Genomic DNA, 22,611 nt, shown 5'->3' with positions numbered 1-22,611 from the left:
CCAGGCCTGCCGTGGGGCGCCACCGTCCGAAAGTCCTACGGCGGCACGAGAAGTGACCTGTACGCCTCGGTCGCGCTCGCGCAGCGCGGCGCCATCGGCGTATCGGTCGAACGTTTCGACCTCGCCGAGGGCCCGGCCGCATTCGAACGACTCGACCGGGGCCTGATCCGCGGTCGCGCCGTGCTCATCCCGTAAGCAGAAAGTGAAGGTTATGACGCGAGCTGCCGACCCGCAGGCCATCGCCGCCCGGATCACCGCCGACCTCACCGGTCCCGGTGGCCAGTTCGAGATGGTGGTCGAAGAGGTACTGGGCGCGCCGATTCCGGTGATGCGCAATCGGCGGCGCAGTATGGCCGAACTGTTCCACGCGGGCACGGCCTGGGGTGACCACGACTATCTGGTGACCCCCGACCGCCGGATCACATTCGCCGAACATGGCGCCGCGGCAACGGCTCTCGCGCGCGCACTCGCCGAGCGATACGGTGTCGGCAAGCGCGACCGGGTGGGCATCCTCGCCGCGAACACGCCCGAATGGGTGACGACGTTCTGGGCGGCGCAGGTGCTCGGCGCGATTCCGGTCGGCTACAACGCGTGGTGGGCGCCGCGCGAGATCGCCTACGGTCTCGAGCACACCCGTCCGACGGTGGTCGTCGCCGATACCAAGCGCGCCGCCCTGCTGGCCGAGGTGGGCAGCGACATTCCGGTGCTCACCATGGAATCCGATCTGCCGCGGCTGATCGCCGACCATCCCGGCCCGGCGCCGGAGGTGTCGATCGCGGAGGACGATCCGGCGGTCATCCTGTACACCAGCGGCACCAGCGGGCGGCCCAAGGGTGTGGTGCACACCCAGCGAAACCTGCTGGCGGTCTGCGACTATCACCGATTCACCGATGCCATGGCGGCCGCCTTCCGTGGCCAACAGCTCGGACCGGGGCCCAGCGATCGCCGATTCCTGTTGACCTCACCGCTGTTTCATATCGCGAGCCTGCACAATCTGATCATTCCGCGGCTGGCCACGGGCGCGACCGTGGTGATCAACACCGGCAGCTTCGACCCGCAGCGGGTGTTGTCGCTGATGGAGCGGGAACGGGTGACCAACTGGGGTGCGGTGCCGACGATGGTCAGCCGCATGCTCGAACACGACCTGTCCCGTTTCGACCTGTCGAGTCTGGTGGCGTTCTCGCTCAACGCCGCCCCGTCCTCGCCGGCCTTCCATCAACGGCTGCGCCGGGAACTGCCGATGGCCGAGGTCGCGCTCACCACGAGCTACGGCCTCACCGAAAGCGGCACCGCGGCAACGGTTGCCACGCCGCCGGTGCTGGCCGCCCACCCCGACACCGTCGGGACGCCGATCATCGGAGTGAGCATCGAGATCCGCGATCCGGACAACGCGACGCTGCCCGACGGCGAGGAGGGCGAGATCTGTGTGCGCAGCCCGTACGTGATGCTCGGCTACTGGAACGACCCGGCCGCCACCGCGACCGCCATCGACGCCGAAAGGTGGTTGCACACCGGCGATTTCGGTGTGATCGAAGAGGGCCGGCTGCGCCTGTCGGGACGGCGGTCGGATCTCATCCTGCGCGGCGGGGAGAACGTGTACCCGACCGAGATCGAGAACGTGCTCGACGAGCATCCCGCGGTGCTGGAATCGGCGGTACTCGGTGTGCCGCATGCGGATCTGGGGCAGGAGGTGGCGGCCGTCGTGGTCGTCGCCGATCCCGCCGGCGTGACCGAGGACGAACTGCGGGCCTTCACCGCCGAGCGGCTCGCCTACTTCAAGGTGCCGGCTCGCTGGGTGATCACGGCACAACCGCTGCCGCGCAACGCGACCGGCAAGGTCGTGCGGCGCGAGATAGAGATCTGACGCGCCCCGCCGGGGCGGGTGGGTGAAAGAGGGACTGTCATGTACGACAGCATCATCAAGGGCGGTACCTGGTTCGACGGCACGGGCGCGCCGTCGGCGGTGCGCGACGTCGGCATCCGCGACGGGCGGGTGGCCGCCGTCTCGGCCGAACCCCTGGACGAGTCCGGCTGCGAGACCGTCGTCGACGCCACCGGCAAATGGGTGATCCCCGGGATGCTCGACATCCACACCCATTACGACGTGGAGGTCCTGCTGGATCCTTCGCTGTCGGAATCGGTGCGCCACGGCGTCACGACGGTGCTGCTCGGCTCCTGTTCGCTGTCCACCGTGCACGTCGGCGCCGAAACCGCCGGCGACCTGTTCGGCCGGGTGGAGGCCATCCCGCGCGGACATGTGATCGACGCCGTCGGTGATGTGAAGACCTGGCGCAACGCCCACGAATACGCCGCGGCCCTGGACGCCTCGCCGCTGGGGCCGAATGTGGCGGCGTTCCTGGGACATTCGGATATCCGCGCCGCGGAGATGGGCCTGGACCGCGCCACCCGCGCCGAGGTGAAGCCGACCGCCGGCGAGCTGACCGCCATGCGCCGGCATCTCGACGAGGCCCTCGACGCCGGTTTCGTCGGTATGTCCTCGCAGCAGCTGATGTTCGACAAACTCGACGGCGAGACCTGCCGCTCCCGCACCCTGCCCTCCACCTACGCCACGATGCGCGAACGGCATCAGCTCAACGCGATCCTGCGGGCTCGGCGGCGCGCTCTGCAGGGCGGGCCGGATGTGGCGCGACCGCAGAGCTTGGTGACGATGGCGCTGTCGAGCCTGGGCGTCGGGCAGCCGCCGCTCAAGGTGAGTCTGCTCTCGGCGGCCGATATCAAGGCGATTCCCCTGGTGGCGCATGTGTTTCCGGCCCTGGCGCGGGCGATCAACGCAGTCGGCGGTGATTTCCGTTTCCAGCATCTGCCGGTGCCGTTCGAGGTGTACGCCGACGGCATCGACCTGGTGGTGTTCGAGGAATTCGGTTCCGGCGCAGCGGCATTGCATCTGTCGAATCAGCTGGACGAGCGCCACCGGATGTTGCAGAGCGAAAGCTATCGCCGTCAGTTCCGCAAGGATTACGACCGCAAGTTCGGCCCGCGGGTGTGGCATCGCGACTTCTTCGACGCCGAGATCGTGGAATGTCCGGACAGCTCGGTCGTCGGCAAGACATTCGGTCAGGTCGGCGTGGAACGTGGGGGAGTGCATCCGGTCGACGCGTTCCTCGATCTGGTGGTGGAGTACGGGCCCAAGGTGCGCTGGCGCACCACGATCTCCAACCACCGGCCGCGCGTGCTGGATCGCTTCGCCGCCGATCCCGGCATGCAGCTGGGTTTCTCCGACGCCGGTGCGCACCTGCGCAATATGGCCTTCTACAACTTCGGGCTGCGGCTGCTGCGCCGGGTGCGCGATGCCGAACTGGCGGGGCGCCCGTTCATGTCGGTGGAACACGCGGTGCACCGGCTCACCGGGGAATTGGCCGACTGGTACAGGCTCGACGCGGGACATCTGCGGGTCGGAGACCGCGCCGACGCGGTGGTGATCGACCCGGCCCGGCTGGACGCGGGACTCGAGCGCTACACCGAACAGACGATGCCGTATTTCGGCAATCTGTCGCGCATGGTGAATCGCAACGACGACACGGTGAACGCCGTATTCGTCGGTGGCCGTTATGTTTTCGGCAACGGTGTGGCCGCGCCGGTGCTGGGGTCGCAGCGCACCGGGCGCTTTCTCGCCGCCGTCTGATCCGGTCGGCCGACGGACCGCCCGGTTTCGCTTCAGTGATACCGGTATCGCCGGTGGGCTTTGCGCCGGTGAGGCCGGCGCCGGACGTGTCGAATCTCCGCCCGGATGCGAGTGGTGGGCCGGTGCTCAGCCGAGCTGGTCGAGCTTGCGGTGCAGGACGGCTCGCTCGCGGTCGTTGCCGCACCGGCGCGCCGCCAGCTCCCACTCCTCGCGGGCCTCGCTCGTGCGGCCGAGGCGGGTGAGCAGTTCGCCCCGGACCGTCGGCAGCAGATGGGAATTCGGCAGTGCGCCCTCGGCGCGCAGACCGTCCACGATCGCGAGTCCGGCGTCCGGACCCTGCGCCATGGCGACCGCGACCGCCCGGTTCAGCTCGACCACCGGTGACGGGGCGAGGCGGCCCAGCGCTTCGTAGAGGCTCACCACGCGCTCCCAGTCGGTGTCGGTGACCGAGCCGGCGACGGCGTGGCATTCGGCGATCGCCGCCTGCACGCCGTAATAGCCCAGCCCGCGGCCGACCTGTCCGGCGCGGGTCAGGGCGGCGCGGCCGCGCCGGATCGCCGCACGGTCCCAGCGCCGCCGGTCCTGATGCTCCAGCAGCACCGGCTCGCCGTCGGGGCCCGTCCGCGCCGGGAAGCGGGCCGCGGTCAGCTCGAGCAGTGCCAGCAGTCCGTACACCTCCGGTTCGTCCGGCACGAGATGGGACAGCACCCGAGCCAGTCGCTGTGCTTCCCCGGCCAGATCGAGGCGGATCAGTTCAGTGCCCGAACTCGCCGACGAACCTTCGGTGAAGATCAGGTAGATCACGCTGAGCACCGAACTCAGCCGGGCAGCACGCTCACCCGGCTCCGGCACCTCGAACGGAATATGTTCCGCGGCAAGGGTTTTCTTCGCCCGAGTGATCCGGGCCTGAACCGTCGCGGCCGGAACGAGAAATGCTCTGGCGATCTCGTCGCTGGTGAGACCGCCGACCACACGCAGTGTCAGTGCCACCCGCGCCTCCCGGGACAGCACCGGATGACATGCCGTGAAGATCAGCGCCAGCACGTCGTCGTCGATGCGATCGGGATCCCACAGCGGTTCCGCTCCCGAACGCATCGGATCCGCACCGGGCCCGCCGGTCAGCGCGCCGCCCTCACCCAGGTCGCGGGCGAGGGCGGCGTAGCGATCGTCGAGGGCGGACCGGCGGCGGAAGGTGTCGATCGCGCGCCGCCGCCCCACCGTGAGCAACCAACCGGCCGGATTGTGCGGTGTCCCCTCCCGCGGCCAGGTGACCAGCGCTTCGGCCAGTGCTTCCTGCGCCAGATCTTCTGCGAGGGCGAAATCGCCGGTGTAGCGGGCGAGCGCGCCGACGATGCGCGCGGATTCGATCCGCCACACCGCGGCGACCGCCTCGCGTCCGGTGGGATCGGCCGTCATCCGGATGTTCCGTTCAGAGTTGCCCGGTGGCCTCGCGCCACGCCCGCTCCTTCTGAATCCAGACGTTGTCCTGCGGAAATTCGTCGATCGTGGGCACCCGCCGGATCTCGGTCTTGCACCCCTTGACGATGACCGGCATCCGCTTCGCCCACTCGACCGCCTCCTCCTTCGAGGCCACGTTGAGCAGGTAGAACCCGCCGAACAGTTCCTTCGTCTCGCCGTACGGACCGTCGGTGACGACCGGGGTTTCCCCGTCGTAATCGACCACCACACTCTCGGCGGGGTCGAGCCCCTCCGCCGCGAGCAGCACGCCCGCCCGGATCAACTCGTCGTTGAACTTGCCCATCGTCTCCAGCATGGTGCCGAAATCGACCTCGCCCATGCTCGCGTAGGCCTCGTCCGTGGCGCGCATGATCAGCATGTACTTCATGGTGTGTCTCCTTCGTCTCGCGGATCCCCTCCGGACCCTCTCACCCCTAGGTCGAACGACAACCACTATGGATCGACACGGCCACGAAATTTTCCGAAAGTTTTTTCCGCCCCGCATTATCGCAGCTCGTTGGCCCCCTACCCCTTGTTCGTGGTGCGCAGGGCCCAGGCGAGGACGCCGAGGGCGCCGGTGTTGGCGAGGGCTCGCAGGATGTTGAGGGTGATCCAGGGGCCTTCGAACTGGTGGCGGAGGGTGGCGAAATCGCCGGAGGAGGTGTCGGCCAGCTGGTTGTTCAGCGGGACGTTGCCGCCCGAGGTGATGAGGAAACTGATCACGTTGAGGGCCAGGGCGAGCAGGACCCACCACAGCACGGCGCGCTGGTCGGTGCGCCAGTACAGCACGGCGGCCAGGCCGGTGAAGGCGACCGAACCGAGGAAACTGAGCATGAAGACCGGGTTGACGATGACGGTGTTGATCCGGTTCATCACGTCCACGAAGGTGCGGTCGTCGAGTTGGCGCAGGGCGAGCATCACCGAGCTGGCGTAGGCGTAGAAGACACCGGCCAGCAGGCCGGTGGTGACGGTCGCGCCGATCAGGGAGCCGGTCGCGAAGCCGGAGGTGGTCGAGGTGGCGGTGGCGGTGGTCGCTGTCATGCACTCAGTACACCGGGAAGCGGTGAGCGTTCCCATGGTCCGGACGCTCGCTCCCATACGCGAGCGTCCACGAGGTCCGGTTTCCGGCGGACCCGAAGTGCGCGAGACGGATGCGCACACCGGACGACTGATCCGGAGCGGCCGAGGTCAGCGGAAAGGAGTGATGTCGGCGAGTCGCCCGGCCCGCATCTTGTTCACCCATTCCGGGTCGGCGAGCAGTGCCCGGCCCAGCGCGACGACATCGAATTCGCCGCGTTCGAACTGCTCGCGCAGCAGGGTGAAGCGCTGCGCCTGCGTTTCGTCGATGGTGTCGCCGCGGAAGACACTGTCCACGCCGACCGAACCGACGGTGATCACCGGCAGCCCCGTGATCTTCTTGGTCCAGCCGGCCAGGCTGAGATCGTCGGCGGCATCGGTGAATTCGGGTAGCCAGTGCCGACGCAGCGAGGTGTGGAAGATGTCGACACCCGCTTCCACGAGCGGGGTCAGCAACTCTTCGAGTTCCGCCGGGCTCTCGGCGATGCGGGCGCTGTAGTCGACGCCCTTCCACTGCGAGAAGCGGTAGATGATCGGGAAATCCGGGCCGACGGCCGCGCGCACGGCAGCGACCACCCGAGCCGGGAATGCGGCGCGCCGCCGGAGGGAGCCGCCGTAGTCGTCGTCACGGTGATTGGTTGCGGCCCAGAAGAATTGATCGAGCAGATAACCGTGCGCGCCGTGCAGTTCGATGCCGTCGAATCCCAGCTCCCGGGCCAGGAGCGCGGACTCCACATACGAGTCGACGAGCGTGTCCAGGTCGCCGGTCGTCAGCGCACGTCCCACCGGCGCTCCGGTGAAGTCCACTCCGGAGGGGCTCACGGTCGGCGTCTCCGGCTCGAAGCGGGGTTCGTTCCCGCGATCGACGCCGGTATGCCACAGCTGCGGCACGATGGCCGCTCCTTCGGCGTGCACGGCCTCGACCACCGCACGCCACCCGGCCGCACTCTCGTCGCCGTAGAACCGCGGCACCTTCCGGATCGGCCCGGCCGCCGGTCCCCGGACGTAGGTCCCCTCGGTGATGATGAGACCGACTCCTCCGGCCGCGTGTTCGCGGTAGTAGTCGATATTCTCCGCATTCGGAACACCGTCGGGCGATTTCGCCCGCGTCATCGGAGCCATCGCGAACCGGTTCCGCAACCGCAACGATCCCGCGTGAAATTCGGCGAACAATTCGTCCAGGCGAATCCCCGGCCCATCGACCAAACCCTGTGACATGCGGCACATTCCCTTCCGATTCGACAACTAGGCTCTCGGATCTGGGCAACAACGGCGGCGTGACGGGAATTCCGGAGGAGAACCGCTCAGTGCGGGGCGGCGTCCAGGGTCGGGCGGATGATTTCGTCGGCGATCCAGTGGGCGACTCCGTCCGGATACGGGGCGGGCGGGTTGAGGACCAGGTGGGTGAAACCGGCGTCGATCAGCTCGAGCAGCGTCTCGCGTATGCGGCCGGGGGCGTCGTAGGAGATGGGCAGTTGCGCCGAACGGGTGATGTGTGCGGGATCGCGGCCGATCGCCGCGCAGTGGTCGTCCAGTGCCCGGCTGTGTTCGCGGAGGGTGTCGACGCCGGTCAGCGGGGGTCCGATCACATTCCAGAGATCGGCGTGGGCGGCCACGATCGGCAGCGTCGACGCGCCCGCACCGGCGAGCAGAATCGGCGGGTGGGGCCGCTGGACGGGTTTCGGATCGCATTGGGCGCCGGTGAGAGGGAAGTATTCGCCCGGGAAGTCGAACACCTCCTCGGTCCACATCCGCCGGATCAGGACGCAGGCCTCACCCAAACTGCTCACCGCATCGCGCCAGGTGCCGACCGGAATGCCGTACGCCGCGTACTCGGGCGCCACCATCGTCGCGAAGCGGGGATCGTTGCGCGGGAACCCGCCGACGCCGATCCCGAAATCCAGTCGACCACCCGAGATCACGTCGACGGTGGCGGCCATCTTCGCCAGCAGTGCCGGATGCCGAATCCGGTTGTTGGACACCAGCACTCCGAGCCGGAGTCGTCGCGTCCGCGCCGCCAGCGCCGCCAGCAGCGTCCAGCCCTCGAGGACCGGCCCCGCCGACCGGCTCCCCGCCGAATCGACACCGTCGTGCCCGGGCAGTCCGACCGCCGCCCGCGGCAGCAGATGGTCGTACAACCAGGCATGCTCGATCTCGGGTATGTCGTCGGCCTCCAGCCACACCCGCAGGATGTCCGCGTAGCCGACGTGCGCGGGTGTCGTCTTGATGCCGAAACTCGGTGCGGGCCCGAGGGAATCGCTCATACCGGCGAAGCTAGTCCGTGGAGTGCGCTCCAGGTCAAGGGCTGCGGAACGGCCGCTTCAGCGTGACGGTGGCAGTACCGGGCTCTGCCAGGCCCGCGCGTACTTCTTCTTGTTCGCCACATCGACAGGTTTGCTGCGGTACACCACGTACGGGCGCACCAGGTAGCCGACCGGGGCGCTGAACATGTGGACCAGCCGCGTGTAGGGCCAGACGGCGATGAGCGTCAGCACGATGAGCCCGTGCGCCTGAAAGGTCCAGGGCGTGCCGACCATCAGGTCCGGCTGCGGATGGGCCGTGAAAAGGCTTCGGAACCAAGGAGATACGGTTTCGCGATAGTTGTAGGTGCCCCACAGCAGATTGCTGCCGACGGTATTGAGCAACCCGGTGATCAGCGCGGCCGCGAGCAGCACGTACATGAACGTGTCGTTGGTGGTGGTCGCCTTGCGCACGGCCGGGACACGCACGCGGCGATAGGCGAGGATCGCGATACCGGCGATCACCGCGACGCCCGCCACCGTACCCGCGGAGACGGCGACCAGGTGATAGAGGTGTTCGGAGATGCCGACCGCGTCGGTCCAGGACTCCGGAATCAACACGCCCAGCACATGTCCACCGATCACACCGAGCATACCGAAGTGGAACAGCGGGCTGCCCAGGCGCAGCAGCCGGGATTCGTAGATCTGCGAAGACCGTGTGGTCCAGCCGAATTGGTCGTTGCGGTAGCGCCAGAGATGGCCCAGCACGAACGAGGTGAAGGCGATGTAGGGCAGGGTGGCCCAGACGGTGGATGTCATCGTCGATCTCCGGATCCGGCGAAAAGCCCTGCGGTGGCGGAGGTTCCGGCGGTGGGCGGCGAATACAGGTCGGGGTTCATGGCGGGATGCGTCGACTCGCCGTTCATCGAATACGGTTCCAGCCCGACATCCTCGTCCGGCGGTCCCTGCGCGGCCAGTTCCGCGATCCGGCGGCGATCTGCCGTGGTGGGTGGGGGCAGGGTGGCGAGGACGGCGGCGAGGGCGCCGGCATACGGCGATTCGCTGTCGGTGAGCGAGAGCCGCAACATCTCCAGCACCGGTACGTGTTCGCCGAGCAGGCGTTCACCGCCGATCGGGTCGACGGTCGCGGCGAACTCCAGCAGCACCGGAAGATGGTCGGGCAGTTCGCGATCCGACAACTCCGCCCCGGCGTGCCGATAGGCGTGCTTGAACCGCAGCAGCGCCATACCGCGCTTGCGGGTGTCGCCGTAGGCGTAATAGGTCAGATGCAGACTGGCGCGCCGGCGCAGGTCGAAGGTGTCGACGTAGTCGCGCGCCAGGGACAGCGGTTCGGTACCGGTCAGGTGGGTGAGCAGCCGATCGAGATCGGCGCGCACCGGCTCCGGGAGCGCGGTCACCGCCTCGGACAAATCGGCGAGCATCGCCAGCGTGTCCGGGCCGGGGTAATCGAGGAGGAGCGCTGAGATCCGCCAGGTCAGCCGGCGATCCCGCTCGGACATCGGGACGAGCGGCGCGGGGCGCCTCCGCAACGTCAGCAGTCCCATGACCGCACCTCTCCTCGTGCGGAACCGGGGCGGTGGCACATCCTCATCGGCTCGCTCCGCTCGGTTCGGGCAGCGTGTCGTCTACTACGTCGTGTGCGGGACCGTTCTCATGTCCGTTCGTCGCCGGATGCCCGTCGGCGGCACCGTTGCCGTTGCGTTCCGGCACCAGGCCCTCGGTCGACCCGCCGTCCCAGTTCAGCAGGTTGATCCGCGACGACTTCTGCTCCGGCGCAGCCGAATTGGCGTCGACGAGCGCGAACTTCTCCGACGTCACATCGAAGGCCGTCATCCCCGGCCCGCCGTCGCCGTCCAGACTGCACCCCGTCGCCAGCGAATCCAGTTCGTGCGCCCGGGAGGTCGCGCCCGACGGAATCACGTACCGGTGTTCGTATTTGGCGATGGCCAGCAGCCGGTACATCGCCTCGATCTCCTCCGGTTCCAGGCCCACCGCGCCGGGAATCGCCAGATCGGGTTCCTGGCCGAGGTTGATCGAGCGCATGAACGACCGCATCCCGGCCAGCCGCTGCAATGCCGCGCGCACGGGCCCGATATCCCCGGCGGTGAACAACTCCGCCAGATATTCCACCGGAATGCGCAGCGAATCGATGGCGCCGAACAGATTTCCGGCATCCTCACCGTCGTGCCCGGTCTCGGCCAGCACATCCACCACCGGCGACAGCGGCGGCACGTACCAGACCATCGGCATGGTCCGGTATTCCGGATGCAACGGCAACGCGATCTTGTAGTCGACGATCAGCTTGTAGACCGGCGAATCCTGCGCCGCGGCAATCCATTCCGGCGAGATTCCGGCGCGTTCGGCCTCGGCGATCACCCGCGGATCGTGCGGATTGAGGAATACGCCCAGCTGCGACGGATACAACTGCTCCGGATCGGTCACCGAGGCCGCCTCGAGGACCGCGTCGGCGTCGTAGAGCATGACGCCGATGTAGCGCAGCCGCCCCACACACGTCTCCGAGCAGACGGTCGGGATACCGACCTCCACGCGCGGATAGCAGAACGTGCATTTCTCGGCCTTGCCGGTCTTGTGGTTGAAGTAGATCTTCTTGTACGGGCAGCCGGTGATGCACTGCCGCCAGCCGCGGCATTTGTCCTGGTCGACCAGCACGATGCCGTCCTCGGCACGCTTGTAGATCGCCCCCGAGGGACAGGAGGCGCCGCAGGACGGGTTCAGGCAGTGTTCGCAGATGCGCGGCAGATAGAACATGAAGGTCTGCTCGAACTCGAGTTTGACCTGGTCCGACAGCCGCGCCAGCAACGGATCCCGGCCGACCTGTTCCGGCCCGGAGCCGAGGTCGTCGTCCCAGTTCGCGCCCCAGGTGACCTTCGTATCCTCGCCGGTGATCAGCGATTTGGGCCGTGCCACCGGGGTGGTGTCCATGGCCGGCGCCGACAGGAGCGTGTCGTAGTCGTAGCTCCAGGGGTCGTAGTAGTCCGACACCGTCGGCAGATCCGGATTGGCGAAGATGTTGAGCAGCCGCTTCATGCGCGAGCCGGACTTCAGGGTGAGGCGGCCGCGGCGGTCCAGCGTCCAGCCGCCCTTCCACTTCTCCTGATCCTGGTACTGCCGCGGATATCCCTGTCCCGGCCGGGTTTCCACATTGTTGAACCAGACGTACTCGGTGCCGCCCCGGTTGGTCCAGGCCTGTTTGCAGGTGACGCTGCAGGTGTGACAGCCGATGCACTTGTCCAGGTTCATCACCATGGCCAGCTGTGCCATGACACGCATATCAGTACTCCACTTCCTGTGAGCGTCTCCGGATCGTGGTGACCTCGTCACGCTGATTTCCGGTGGGCCCGTGGTAGTTCAGGGCGAACGACTGCTGGGCGTATCCGCCGATCAGATGCGTGGGCTTGATCATGATCCGGGTGAGCGCGTTGTGGATGCCGCCCCGTTTGCCTCGGCCCGCCCGCATGTCCGGGGTGCCCTCGATGCGCGGTACGTCGACCGCGCGGTCCTGGGCGTGATACATGAAGACGGTGCCCTCGGGCATACGATGGCTGACGATCGCCCGGGCGACGACCACACCGTTGCGGTTGACCGCCTCGATCCAATCATTGTCGGCCACACCGATTTTCGCCGCGTCGCGGTCCGACATCCAGATCGCCTGCCCGCCCCGCGAGAGGGTGAGCATATGCAGATTGTCCTGATACGCGGAGTGGATGGACCACTTCGAATGCGGAGTGAGGTAGCGGACGGTGACGCCTCGCTCGCCGACCGCCCCGACGCCGGGTTCGCGGAACAGCACCGACATGTCGAGCGGTGGCCGGAAGATCGGAAGTTGTTCGCCCAGTTCGATCATCCAGTCGTGATCGAGATAGAAGTGCTGGCGTCCGGTGAGCGTATGCCAGGGCTTGAGCCGTTCGGTGTTGATGGTGAACGGGGAGTACCGCCGCCCGCCGGTTTCGGATCCGGACCATTCCGGTGACGTGATCACCGGCACCGGCCTGGCCTGCGTATCGGCGAAGGTGATCCGCTTGCCTTCGTGCTCGGCCGCCAGATCCGCCAGCCGGGTGCCGGTGCGGCGCTCCAGCGCGTGGAAGCCCTCCACCGCCAACCGGCCGTTGGTGGTGCCGGACAGCGCCAGGACGGCCTCCGCCGCGTGCACGTCCTTGGCCAGTGACGGGCGGCCCTGCGCGACGCCGGAGACCACGGTGCCGTTGACTCCGCGCAGATACTCGACCTCGGCGTCGGGGACGGTCGTGACGCCCTTGGTGGTGACCCCGAGCGTTTCGATCAGCGGGCCCAGCGCCGCCATCTTCTCGGCAAGCTTCGGGTAGTCCCGCTCCACGACAACGAGTTTCGGCATGGTCCGGCCCGGAACGGGTTCGCATTCACCGGCTTTCCAGTCCAGCACCCGCCCACGCGCCTGCGCCAGCGCGTCGGCCGAATCGTGTTGCAGCGGAACGGCGACCAGATCCCTGCGGACGCCGAGATGTTTCTCGGCCAGCCAGGAGAAGCCGCGCGCTATGCGGTGGAAGGCCTCGAAATCGGTTTTCGCCTCCCACGGCGGGGAGATCGCGGGGGAGAAGGCGTGCACGAACGGATGCATATCCGTCGAGGACAGGTCGTGTTTCTCGTACCAGGTGGCGGCGGGCAGGACGATATCGGAGAACAGTGTCGTCGAGGTCATCCGGAAATCCAGCGACACCAGCAGATCCAGTTTTCCGGTCGGCGCCTGTTCCGGCCGGCGCACTTCCTGCGGTGGCACCCCGGCCGAATCGTCGGCCTGCAGATTGGAATCCGCGCCGAGCAGATGCCGGTGGAAATATTCGTTGCCCTTACCCGAGGAGCCGAGCAGATTGGCCCGCCACACGGTGAGCACGCGGGGGAAGTTCCGGGGCGCGTCGGGATCCTCGCAGGCGAACTCGAGATCACCGGATTTCAGGTTGCCGACCACATAGTCCTGCGGCGTCTGGCCCGCGGCCTCGGCGGCTTCGACCAGATCCAGCGGATTGCGGTCGAACGTCGGATACGTCGGCATCCAGCCCAGCCGCGAGGCCAGCGCGATATTGTCGGCGGCCGTGCGCCCCGCGAACGCGCCGGAACCCAGTGGGGAGGCGAAGGATTCGGAGGTGAAGGGGTCGTAGCGCCACTGGTCGTTGGTCAGATACCAGAACACCGTGCCCTGCATCTGCCGCGGCGAGCGCTGCCAGTCCAGGCCGAATGCCAGGGTCGACCACCCGGTGACCGGGCGGCACTTCTCCTGGCCCACGTAGTGCGCCCAGCCGCCGCCGTTGACGCCCTGGCATCCGGTGAGCAGCGTCAGGGTGAAGAAGGCGCGATAGATCTGATCGGAGTGGAACCAGTGATTGGTCCCGGCGCCCATGAGGATCATCGACCGGCCGCCGGAGCGATCGGCGTTGTCGGCGAACTCGCGGGCGATCCGAATGGCCTGTGCCGCAGGTACTCCCGTGATCGACTCCTGCCAGGCGGGAGTGTACGGCGCACTCGGGTCGTCGTAGCCGGTGGGCCAGTCGCCCGGCAGTTCCGGGCGCCCGACGCCGTATTGCGCGAGCAGCAGGTCGAAGACGGTCGTGACGCGGCGTCCGGCGACGACGGTGGTCGGCACCGAACGGGTGACCGTGCCGGTCTCGCCGTCGAAGCGGGGGAACTGTACGGCCGCAGCATCGTCGGTGCGGCCGTACAGAGTCATCAGCGGATCGACGTCGCCGAGGTCCAGATTCCATCGCCCGGCGCCGGATCCGGAGAACCGGTCGCCGAGGGTGCCGTTGGGCACCAGGGGATTTCCGTCGCCGTCCAGGAGAACGGTCTTGTGCTCGGCGTTGTCCACGTCGAAACCGGGGAGGCCCGCGGCGGCGAGGTCGGCGGCGGTGAGGAACTTACCGGGCAGCCAGGTGTGGCCGCGATATTCGCCCTCGCCGTTCCAGCCGCCCTCGCGCTCGTCCAGCGTGATCAGGAACGGCAGATCGGTGTAGCGCTTGATGTAGTCGTCGAATCGCGCGGTGGACCGGTCGACGAAGAATTCGCGCAGCACCACATGGCCCATCGCCATCGCCAGCGCGGCGTCGGTGCCCGGGCGGGCGGGGACCCATTCGTCGGCGAATTTGGTGTTGTCGGCGTAGTCGGGGGAGACCACCACCACCTTCTGGCCGCGATAGCGGGCCTCGGTCATGTAGTGCGCGTCCGGGGTGCGGGTGACCGGGACGTTCGAACCCCACATGATCAGATAGCCGGCGTCGAACCAGTCCGCGGATTCCGGGACGTCGGTCTGGTCGCCGAACACCTGCGGCGAGGCGACCGGCAGGTCGGCGTACCAGTCGTAGAACGACAGCATCGAACCACCGAGCAGGGAGATGAACCGGGCGCCGACCGCATGCGAGACCATCGACATCGCGGGGATCGGTGAGAAACCCGCGATGCGGTCCGGCCCGTACTGCTTGATGGTGTAAACGTGTGCCGCGGCGGCGATTTCGGCGGCCTCCCACCATTCCGCGCGCACGAATCCGCCCTTGCCGCGCGCGGATTTGTAGGTCTTGGCCTGCTCGGGGTCCTCGACGATGGATTCCCAGGCCAGCACCGGATCCTTCAACCGGGCCTTCGCCTCGCGGTACATCTCGAGCAGGACTCCGCGCACATACGGATAACGCACGCGCGCAGGGGAATACGTGTACCAGGAGAACGAGGCCCCGCGCGGGCAGCCGCGCGGCTCGTACTCCGGTTTGTCGGCGCCGACCGAGGGATAGTCGGTCTGCTGGGACTCCCAGGTGATCACGCCGTCGGAGACGTAGATCTTCCAGGAGCAGGAGCCGGTGCAGTTGACGCCGTGCGTGGACCGGACCACCTTGTCGTGGGCCCAGCGGTCGCGGTAGAACTCGTCGGCCTCGCGCCCGCCGACCTTGTGCACGGTGCGAAGATCACCCGACACCTCCCCGCGCTGGAAGTAGCGGCCCACCTTCAGCAAGGCATCGGCCGCCGACTCGGTTACGCCGTTCGACTCTGATGAGGGGGCCGAACCCTTTTTGTGCGATATGACCACAACGCCCCCATCGAGACACATGAACCGGGCTGACCAGTCCGAGAGTAAGGACGCTCGCGGGGGCGGCAAAACGATCCGCTCACACCGCGCGCGAGCCACAGGTGAGCTGTGAGGTGGGGGAAACGTGCCGGTCACTGGGCAATTGCCGATCGCGCGGGGTGATTCCGGTCCGACCTGCGGCGATACCGATTCCCACGGTGCCGGGCCGTCGACGCAGAGCCGCCGTCCACGCGCTCGGTGATGCTTTGGAAACCGGCGCTTCGCGGGCGTTTTACATTTGTTAACACATCCGCGCGACGCCGAATATCGCACCGCCCGCCCGGCCACGTGGCTACGGTGTCACGATGGCGATGATTCCGACCGATGACCTGCCCACCCCGACGGCCGACGTCCTACGGCGCCGGGCGCGCGCAGCCGGTCTCTCCATGAACGCCCATATTCGCGGCGAACTGATCGAGCTCGCTGGTTGGCGCGTTCCACTGGACGCGGTCGTGGAATTTCTGGATGCCGAGCGTCCCGGCCGTCACGATTCCGGCATCGACGCCGCCGCCATGGCCGTGATCCGTGACTACGACCTTCCGGCGCACACCTGGAGCGTTCTCGCGCGTCGCGCGGGCGCCGCCGGAATGCCCCTGAGCGCCTACATCCGGCAGGAGCTGATCACCTCGGCCCGCCGGACGACGGTGATCGACGTGGCGTTGGAGATGCTCGAAGTCCAGCAGGCGAATCCAGGTGTGGTCATCGATATGGACGCGGTCGCGGCAGCGGCTCGATACGTGCGCGCGGAGTAGCTCTCCGCCGCGACGAGCGATGCCGATCAGGTTCTCGTCGAAGGAGATCGAGGGTAGCCGGAGCGATGCCGCCAAGGGCGGGAAGACCATAGGCTGCCCCCGAATCCAACAACAGGAGAACCGATGTCGCGCTCTATTTCCGTTGTCAGCGTTCTCGCGCCGCTGGCACTCGCCGCTCACGCGGTGGTCGCAGGCACTGTGGCGCAAGCGGATCCGGTACCGCCCAATCTGATGGGACCGGCGGTACCGGCGATCGCCGATATCAACGCTGACGGTGTGCCGGATGTCGTCTTCAGTGATTACCTTCTCGGCGGGGGTGTATCGGTCTTCCTGGGCAAGCCGGGAGGTGGCTTGCGGCCGGCCGTGCACTACGCCACCGGCGGCCAAGCCGACTACGTCGCCATCACGGACCTCGACCACGACGGCACAGTGGATCTGGCCGTCACGAACTTCGCCTCGAGCGACGTCTCCATCCTGCTGGGCCGTGGCGACGGCACCTTCGCGCCCGCGGTCAACTACGCCACCGACTTCGCGCCGGGCGCCTTGGTCGCCGCCGATTTCGATCACGACGGAAACCTTGATCTCGCCACCTCGAACCAAGCGCCGTCGTGGTCGCTGCTGCGCGGCCACGGCGACGGCACCTTCTCGCCCGCGGTGACGATATCCAGCGCCGGTGGTGTCGGATCCGGTTCGGCCGATGTCGCCGATTTCGACGGTGACGGCAATCTCGACCTGCTGCGCGGCAACTACGTCAACAGCACGATCCAGATCTACCGAGGCCACGGGGACGGAACCTTCGCCGCGCCGGTCACTTTCGATTCGGGGGCATCGACCGCGTGGTACGGGATGGCGCGCGATGTCACCGGTGACGGCAAACCGGACATCTTGTTCTCCAACCTCGTCGACGCGACCGTCTCGGTCCTCACGAACCGGGGCGACGGCACGTTCTCGCCGGCCGTCGCCTACCCGACCGGTGGACTGCTGCCGCAGTGCTTCGACGTCGCCGACGTAGACGGTGACGGCAAACCCGATCTCGTCGTAGCCAACGGCGGCACCTCGAGCATCGCCGTCCTGCACGGCCACGGCGACGGCACCTTCGACCCGCCGGCAGCCGTCTACCCCTCCGGCGGTCTGGTCCCGCTGTCCACTCCGGCGCTCGCCGACTTCAACGGTGACGGGAAACTCGACGTGGTCATCGGCAACACCCTCACAGGCAACATCACAGTGCGAGACGGCAACGGGGACGGCACTTTCGGGCCGGCCGTGGACTATCCGGCATAACTCGGGCCCCTATTCGGCCACGAGTTCTGCCTCCGACTCCACCGCCCGCACCACCTGCTCCGGTACCTGTAGCGGCCCCGGGGTGTAGGTGACGGCGCGCAGTGACCCGGTGTAGCGGAACGCGCCGCGGCGCTGTCGCAGGTCCCAGGCGACAGGGCCGCGGGCGTCCACGCCGACCGAGATACCGGTCCAGGGGGCCATGCCGACGAGCTGGACCTGGTCGGGGAGGGCGGCGACGGAGGTGCCGTCGACGGAGAGGGCGAAGTCCCAGCGCAGGCGCGGCCGTACCGTCGCGGCCAGGGTGACCTCCCGCGCACCGGAGGCGATGAGCGCAGACACCTCGGTATACCGGCCGAACGAGTTGAAACCGAACACGATTCGGCCGTTCTCGATGTAGAGCAGATAACCTCCCTGCGGGTCGCCGTGGGCGACGAGTACCCCTTCGTCACCGGCGTGGTAGCCCGCGAGTTCGGCGGTGACGGCGAAATCGCGGTAGGCGATGAGGCGTTGCGAGCGATACCGCTCGAGCGTCGGCGTCCCGGGCAGGATGCGCAAGGGCTCGGACAGCCGGGCTTCCTCGGGGCGCCGACGCGCCAGATCCCGGCGGGTCAGCAGCGGGAAGACGGTATTACGCCAGGCCGCCTCGTCCCACGCCGCGGCCAGTTCACGCACCTTGCCGGGAAATTCGGTGGCGACATCGTGCAATTCGGTGGGATCGGTCCGCACGTCGAACAGCTGCCAGTTCGGCGCGTCCACCTCGCCGCCCGGCTCGTGCAACGCGAGCAGTTTCCAGCCGTCCCGGTAGAAGCCGCGATGGCCGGTCATTTCCGAATACTGCTCGACATGCCGGGAGCGGGCATCGAGATCCCGCAGCACCTCCGCCGCCGAAACGCCGTCGAAATCCTTGGCCGGCAGGCCGTTTCGCACCGAGGGGCGCGAGACTCCGGACAGCTCCAGCAGGGTCGGCGCCAAGTCGGTGACGTACACATATTCGTCACGAATCGTGTTGTCCGGCAGTCCCTTCGGCCAGGAGATGATGAACGGCACCCGCACCCCACCGGCGAAGGTCTGTCCCTTGTAGAACCGGAAGGGCGTGTTCGACGCTTGCCCCCAGCCCCGCGGATAGTGCACGCCGAGACGGGCGGTGCCGATCAGATCCTCGTCGTGCGGGACATCGCCCACCCAGTCCGGATCGTCGACGTGCGCGAATTCGGCCAGATAGCTGCGGGTGCCGACCGGCCCGCCCTCGGCGGTGCCGCCGTTGTCGGAGGTGAACACCACGATCGTGTTGTCCAGTTCGCCGAACTGCTCGACGGTGTCGAGGACTCGCCCGAGGCTCTGGTCGATGCTGTCGACCATCGCGGCGTACACCTCCATGTACCGGGCGAAGCGGCGCTGCTGCTCGGCGCTCAGCGAATCCCATTCCTGCGCTTCGTAACCCGGTTCGGTGTTGCGCGGTTGCTGTTCGGTTCCCGGCGCGAAGAGTCCCTGGGCCAGCTGGGAGGCGAATCGGCTCTGTCGCACCGCGTCCCAGCCCTGTGCGTATCGCCCGCGATATTTCGCCAGATCGACGTCCTTGGCCTGCAGCGGGCCGTGCATGGCGACGTGGGCGAAATAGAGGAAGAACGGCTTGTCCGCGTCGTGGGCGCGCAGATCCTTCAGGTAGGTGATCGCCTTGTCGGTCAGATCGTCGGTGACGTAGTAGTCCTCCGGGTACTGCTCGATATCCACCACGGAGGAGTCGGAGACGATCTGGTTCGGGTAGAAGAACGAGTTGAAACCCTCCAGCGAACCGTAGTACCGATCGAATCCGCGCTGTGTCGGCCACGAATCACGGTGTGCCGCAGGGTTCATCGTGGCGTCGCGCACGAGGTGCCATTTGCCGACCGCATAGGTGGCGTAGCCGCCGGCGCGCAATATCTCCGGCAGGGTCAGCACATCGTCGGCGAGTTCCAGGCGCAGGCCCGGGTAGCCGGGATCGGCGTTGGCGACGAAGCCGAATCCGGCGCGATGGGAATTGAGGCCGGTCAGCAGGGCCGCGCGCGAGGGCGAACACAGCGGGGTGGTGTGGTAGTTGGTGAGCCGGACGCCGCGCTCGGCCAGCCGGTTCAAGGTCGGCGTCTCGATTTCGGAGCCGAACGGGCCGATATCGCTGTAGCCCATATCGTCTACCAGAACCACGATGATGTTCGGCGCTCCCGCGGGCGCACTCGGCGGATAGTCCCACGCCGGGGAGGAATCGGCGGTGGTACGGCCGATCTCGCCGGTGAAGGCGTCGTATCCGCGGGCATACTCGGGCACTGGCATACGACCAGGGAACCCGCCCCGGCGTGCTGCCACCAGGGTTCGGCGCACTGTGCGCGCAACCGGTGCCGGCCGGGGACAGTTGGTCGGCGGAATTCCCCGGTTCGCGCGGCGTCAGCCCGGCAGGGGCAGATATTCGACCGGCTCGCCGTCGACGGCGCCGGCGGGGACGACGACCAGACCGTCGCGGTCGAGCAGCCCGGCCAGATGTGCGGTACGGATATGGCCGTCGGCGACCCAGCCGCCCGCCTCGGCCGCCCGCGCGGGCAGGATGCGCGGCACCGGACCGGAGACGTCGCCGGCGTTCAGGAGCGGTCCGGTCCGCACCCGTGCCGGTATGCGGCCGGTGAGACCGGAGACGATGGCCGGGGCCAGCGCCCACAGCGTCGCGACCGCCGCGTAGGGATTACCCGGAAGCCCGAGCACCACAGGGCCGCTGGGCAATTCGGCGACCACCGTGGAGCCGCCCGGTCGCATCCGCAAACGGTGCACCAGAATTCGCGCCCCGGCCCGATCCAGTGCACCGCGCAGTTGGTCGGCCGCGCCGCCACCGGTCGCGCCGACCACGACCAGCAGGTGGTCGTCGGTCGTATCGGAGAGCACATCGTCGAAGCCGTTGGGCGTGTCGCGCAGATGCACCCGGTCCGACGATTCGATTCCGTACCAGGACAACAACTCCGGGAAGACGGGGCCGACCGAATCGCGGGTCTGGCCGCTGTGCAGCGGACCTGCACTGCGAATTTCGTCGCCGGTCATCACGATTCGTGCCCGCACGGGTCCGCGGACCTGCGCGGTGACCACCTCGGCGGCGGTCGCGACGGAGATCAGTGCCGCGTTGACGGGGGTGCCCTCGGCGGCGACGATATCGCCGCTGTGCCAATCCTCGCCGCGGTGGCGCACATCGTCGCGGATCGGCGCCTCGGGTAGCCGTCGCAGCAGCCCGTCGTCGAGCCGGACGAATTCGTCGCGCACCACGGTGTCGGTGCCCTCCGGGACGTGAGCGCCGGTGGCGATGCGGACCGCCTCACCGGCGAGCAGGCCCACCGGTCGCTCACCACCCGCGAAGCCCACATCGTGGCGCAGGCGCCACGGTTCCTCGCCGGACACCGCGTAACCGTCCATCGCCGACACGTCGAAGCGGGGCAGCGCCGAGGCGGCGCGCAGCGGGGCCGCCAACGCCGCACCCCGCACCGCTGCCGGCCGGGCCTCGTGCACCGGCAGCCGGGTGATGGCGGTGCGCAGCAGCTCGCGTGCCTGCGCCAAGGGCAACGCCGGGGCGGCGGCCTGGGCCGCGCGCACCTGTTCCGGGGTGTCGCAATCGGTGATACCGGGCAGCGTCACCATCAGGGTGTCGACCGGGACCAGCGCCTTCATCGGCTGATTGGTCACCGAATCCAGCTGCCGCAGGGCCGACAGCAGCGCCGTCCGCCGCCACACCCCGACCAGATATTGCGGACGGCCGGATTCGTCGGTCGCGAATACCGCATCGGCATCGGAAGTCGTTGCGTGCCCGATCAATTCGCCGATCACGGCGGCGGTGAGAAAGGGCAGGTCGGCGGCCAGGACCACGACCAGATCGGCCGGGAAATCACATTCCTCGAGGGCGCGGACCGCGCAGGCGACGGCCGCGACCGGGCCCGCTCCGGCCGGCACCTCCTGCACCTGCCGGATCTCGGGCGCCAGTTCGGGCCGATGCGGGCCGACCACCACCGTGCGCACACAGTCGGCGACCGCGTCCAGCGCCACGGTGAGCATCGCCCGCCCGCCGACCGCGATCGCGGGTTTGTCCACCCCGCCCATCCGGGTCGCCCGCCCACCGGCCAGCACGATCGCGTCGACAGTGGTCACAGCGGCTCACCCGGGAGGTTGATCATGGACCGATGGTAAACCGCCCACATCGGACGGCGAACGGCACGACGGGCGCACGCCCGTCGTCCGCTCGCGACCGCGTCAATCGCAGGGCGCACGCAACAACCGGAAGCGGTTCGTCTCCGGATCGGTCAGCATCGCCTGGGCCGGTGGGTGCACCGCGGCGCCCTGGCAGGGGACGGCACCGGCTGCGGTGAGCCGGGCGACCTCGTCCGCGGGATCGCCGGTGGAATAGGTGACGACATCGAGGTGGACGCGATCGCATTCGCGGGCCGCGACCTGGGTGCGCAGGAATTCCAGCCACGGACCCTGACCGGTGGCCGAGCGGATGCCGGCCATTCGCGATTCGTCGTGGGTCAGCGGCCAGCCCGCGGCGGTCTCCCAGAACCGGGCCAGCCGGGTGGGATGCGGAGTGTCGACGACGATCGCGGCGACCGCGCCGGTATCCACATATTCCTCGCGCGGTTCGAGGACGCAGAATTCGTTGCCCTCGGGGTCGGCGAGCACCGTCCAGGGCACCGCGCCCTGCCCGATATCGATCGGCCGCGCGCCCAGCGCCAGCGCCCGATCCACCTGTACGCGTTGATGATCCAGCGAACGACCCACCACATCGAGATGGATGCGGTTCTTCCCGGACTTGGGTCCGGCCGTCGGCACGAACATCAACGACACATCGGCGGCATCCGGATCGGAAGCAGCCACCTCGACCGCGTGCGGACGGTCCACGGTGATCTGCCAGTCGAGCAACTCCGCCCAGAACCGCGCCACGTTCCGTGGCCGGATCGCATCGAACACCACGCACGCCAGACGGGTGGTCATTCCTCCACGGTAACCGCCGAACCGGAGTAATGGGCGAATTCGGAT

At 68.0% G+C, this 22,611-nt stretch carries 16 protein-coding genes and 1 pseudogene; 5 read left to right on the top strand and 12 right to left on the bottom strand.

From position 1 onward, the window contains the following. The 3 genes and pseudogenes from RJ03_RS19340 to RJ03_RS19330 form a co-directional block, all read left to right on the top strand. Window positions 1-195, top strand: a pseudogene (locus RJ03_RS19340) (NAD(P)-dependent alcohol dehydrogenase); the annotation flags it as partial. Between the two features lie 16 nt (window positions 196-211). Continuing rightward, window positions 212-1,864 carry a steroid-24-oyl-CoA synthetase gene (casG, locus tag RJ03_RS19335; RefSeq protein ID WP_036504411.1) on the top strand — a complete coding sequence of 551 codons (1,653 nt, stop codon included), beginning with the start codon at window positions 212-214 and terminating at the stop codon, window positions 1,862-1,864. 39 nt (window positions 1,865-1,903) lie between these two features. After that, window positions 1,904-3,643: an N-acyl-D-amino-acid deacylase family protein gene (locus tag RJ03_RS19330; RefSeq protein WP_036504408.1), complete on the top strand. Its 1,740-nt coding sequence runs from the start codon at window positions 1,904-1,906 to the stop codon at window positions 3,641-3,643. A 126-nt stretch (window positions 3,644-3,769) separates the two neighbouring features. On the opposite strand, the gene RJ03_RS19325 is transcribed toward RJ03_RS19330, so the two are convergent. The 9 genes from RJ03_RS19325 to RJ03_RS19285 form a co-directional block, all read right to left on the bottom strand. Then, entirely contained in the window at window positions 3,770-5,059 is a 1,290-nt protein-coding gene (locus tag RJ03_RS19325) for an RNA polymerase sigma factor (protein ID WP_036504406.1), read from the bottom strand. Between the two features lie 13 nt (window positions 5,060-5,072). Then, on the bottom strand, window positions 5,073-5,489 hold the full coding sequence (locus RJ03_RS19320; protein ID WP_036504404.1) for a YciI family protein: 417 nt from the start codon (window positions 5,487-5,489) through the stop codon (window positions 5,073-5,075). Window positions 5,490-5,626: 137 nt separating this feature from the next. After that, window positions 5,627-6,142 (bottom strand): anthrone oxygenase family protein, encoded by a 516-nt coding sequence (locus RJ03_RS19315; RefSeq protein ID WP_051024876.1) that lies wholly within the window; start codon window positions 6,140-6,142, stop codon window positions 5,627-5,629. A 147-nt stretch (window positions 6,143-6,289) separates the two neighbouring features. Next, window positions 6,290-7,396, bottom strand: a complete 1,107-nt coding sequence (locus RJ03_RS19310; RefSeq protein ID WP_083871117.1) for an NADH:flavin oxidoreductase — start codon at window positions 7,394-7,396, stop codon at window positions 6,290-6,292. Window positions 7,397-7,482: 86 nt separating this feature from the next. Next, on the bottom strand, window positions 7,483-8,442 hold the full coding sequence (locus RJ03_RS19305; protein ID WP_036504401.1) for an LLM class flavin-dependent oxidoreductase: 960 nt from the start codon (window positions 8,440-8,442) through the stop codon (window positions 7,483-7,485). A gap of 57 nt (window positions 8,443-8,499) precedes the next feature. After that, complete coding sequence (gene narI, locus RJ03_RS19300) at window positions 8,500-9,237, bottom strand: respiratory nitrate reductase subunit gamma (protein WP_036504399.1); 738 nt, start codon at window positions 9,235-9,237, stop codon at window positions 8,500-8,502. Beyond that, window positions 9,234-9,983 (bottom strand): nitrate reductase molybdenum cofactor assembly chaperone, encoded by a 750-nt coding sequence (gene narJ, locus RJ03_RS19295; RefSeq protein ID WP_083871114.1) that lies wholly within the window; start codon window positions 9,981-9,983, stop codon window positions 9,234-9,236. The genes narI and narJ overlap by 4 nt, the downstream gene beginning before the upstream one ends. A gap of 43 nt (window positions 9,984-10,026) precedes the next feature. After that, the gene (narH, locus tag RJ03_RS19290; RefSeq protein ID WP_036504396.1) at window positions 10,027-11,730 is read right to left on the bottom strand and encodes a nitrate reductase subunit beta; all 1,704 of its coding nucleotides are present in this window, start codon (window positions 11,728-11,730) and stop codon (window positions 10,027-10,029) included. A 1-nt stretch (window position 11,731) separates the two neighbouring features. Next, complete coding sequence (locus RJ03_RS19285) at window positions 11,732-15,523, bottom strand: nitrate reductase subunit alpha (RefSeq protein ID WP_083871112.1); 3,792 nt, start codon at window positions 15,521-15,523, stop codon at window positions 11,732-11,734. Between the two features lie 323 nt (window positions 15,524-15,846). Here RJ03_RS19285 and RJ03_RS19280 point away from each other — a divergent pair, with 323 nt between their 5' ends. Continuing rightward, window positions 15,847-16,293 carry a hypothetical protein gene (locus RJ03_RS19280; protein WP_036504392.1) on the top strand — a complete coding sequence of 149 codons (447 nt, stop codon included), beginning with the start codon at window positions 15,847-15,849 and terminating at the stop codon, window positions 16,291-16,293. A 123-nt stretch (window positions 16,294-16,416) separates the two neighbouring features. After that, on the top strand, window positions 16,417-17,574 hold the full coding sequence (locus RJ03_RS19275) for an FG-GAP repeat domain-containing protein (RefSeq protein ID WP_083871110.1): 1,158 nt from the start codon (window positions 16,417-16,419) through the stop codon (window positions 17,572-17,574). 9 nt (window positions 17,575-17,583) lie between these two features. On the opposite strand, the gene RJ03_RS19270 is transcribed toward RJ03_RS19275, so the two are convergent. The 3 genes from RJ03_RS19270 to RJ03_RS19260 form a co-directional block, all read right to left on the bottom strand. After that, entirely contained in the window at window positions 17,584-19,881 is a 2,298-nt protein-coding gene (locus tag RJ03_RS19270; protein ID WP_036504389.1) for an arylsulfatase, read from the bottom strand. A gap of 111 nt (window positions 19,882-19,992) precedes the next feature. Continuing rightward, a complete protein-coding gene (locus tag RJ03_RS19265) occupies window positions 19,993-21,726 on the bottom strand; it encodes an NTP transferase domain-containing protein (RefSeq protein WP_036504387.1) in 1,734 nt (577 codons plus the stop codon). Window positions 21,727-21,828: 102 nt separating this feature from the next. Then, window positions 21,829-22,566 (bottom strand): VOC family protein, encoded by a 738-nt coding sequence (locus RJ03_RS19260; protein ID WP_036504385.1) that lies wholly within the window; start codon window positions 22,564-22,566, stop codon window positions 21,829-21,831. Between the last annotated feature and the right edge of the window lie 45 nt (window positions 22,567-22,611).

Origin of the sequence: Nocardia aobensis NBRC 100429, from assembly GCF_000308375.1 — a bacterium.
Classification (GTDB): domain Bacteria; phylum Actinomycetota; class Actinomycetes; order Mycobacteriales; family Mycobacteriaceae; genus Nocardia; species Nocardia aobensis.
The sequence above is the reverse complement of the archived record's forward strand: the minus strand, read 5'-3'. Positions and strand labels throughout refer to the sequence as shown.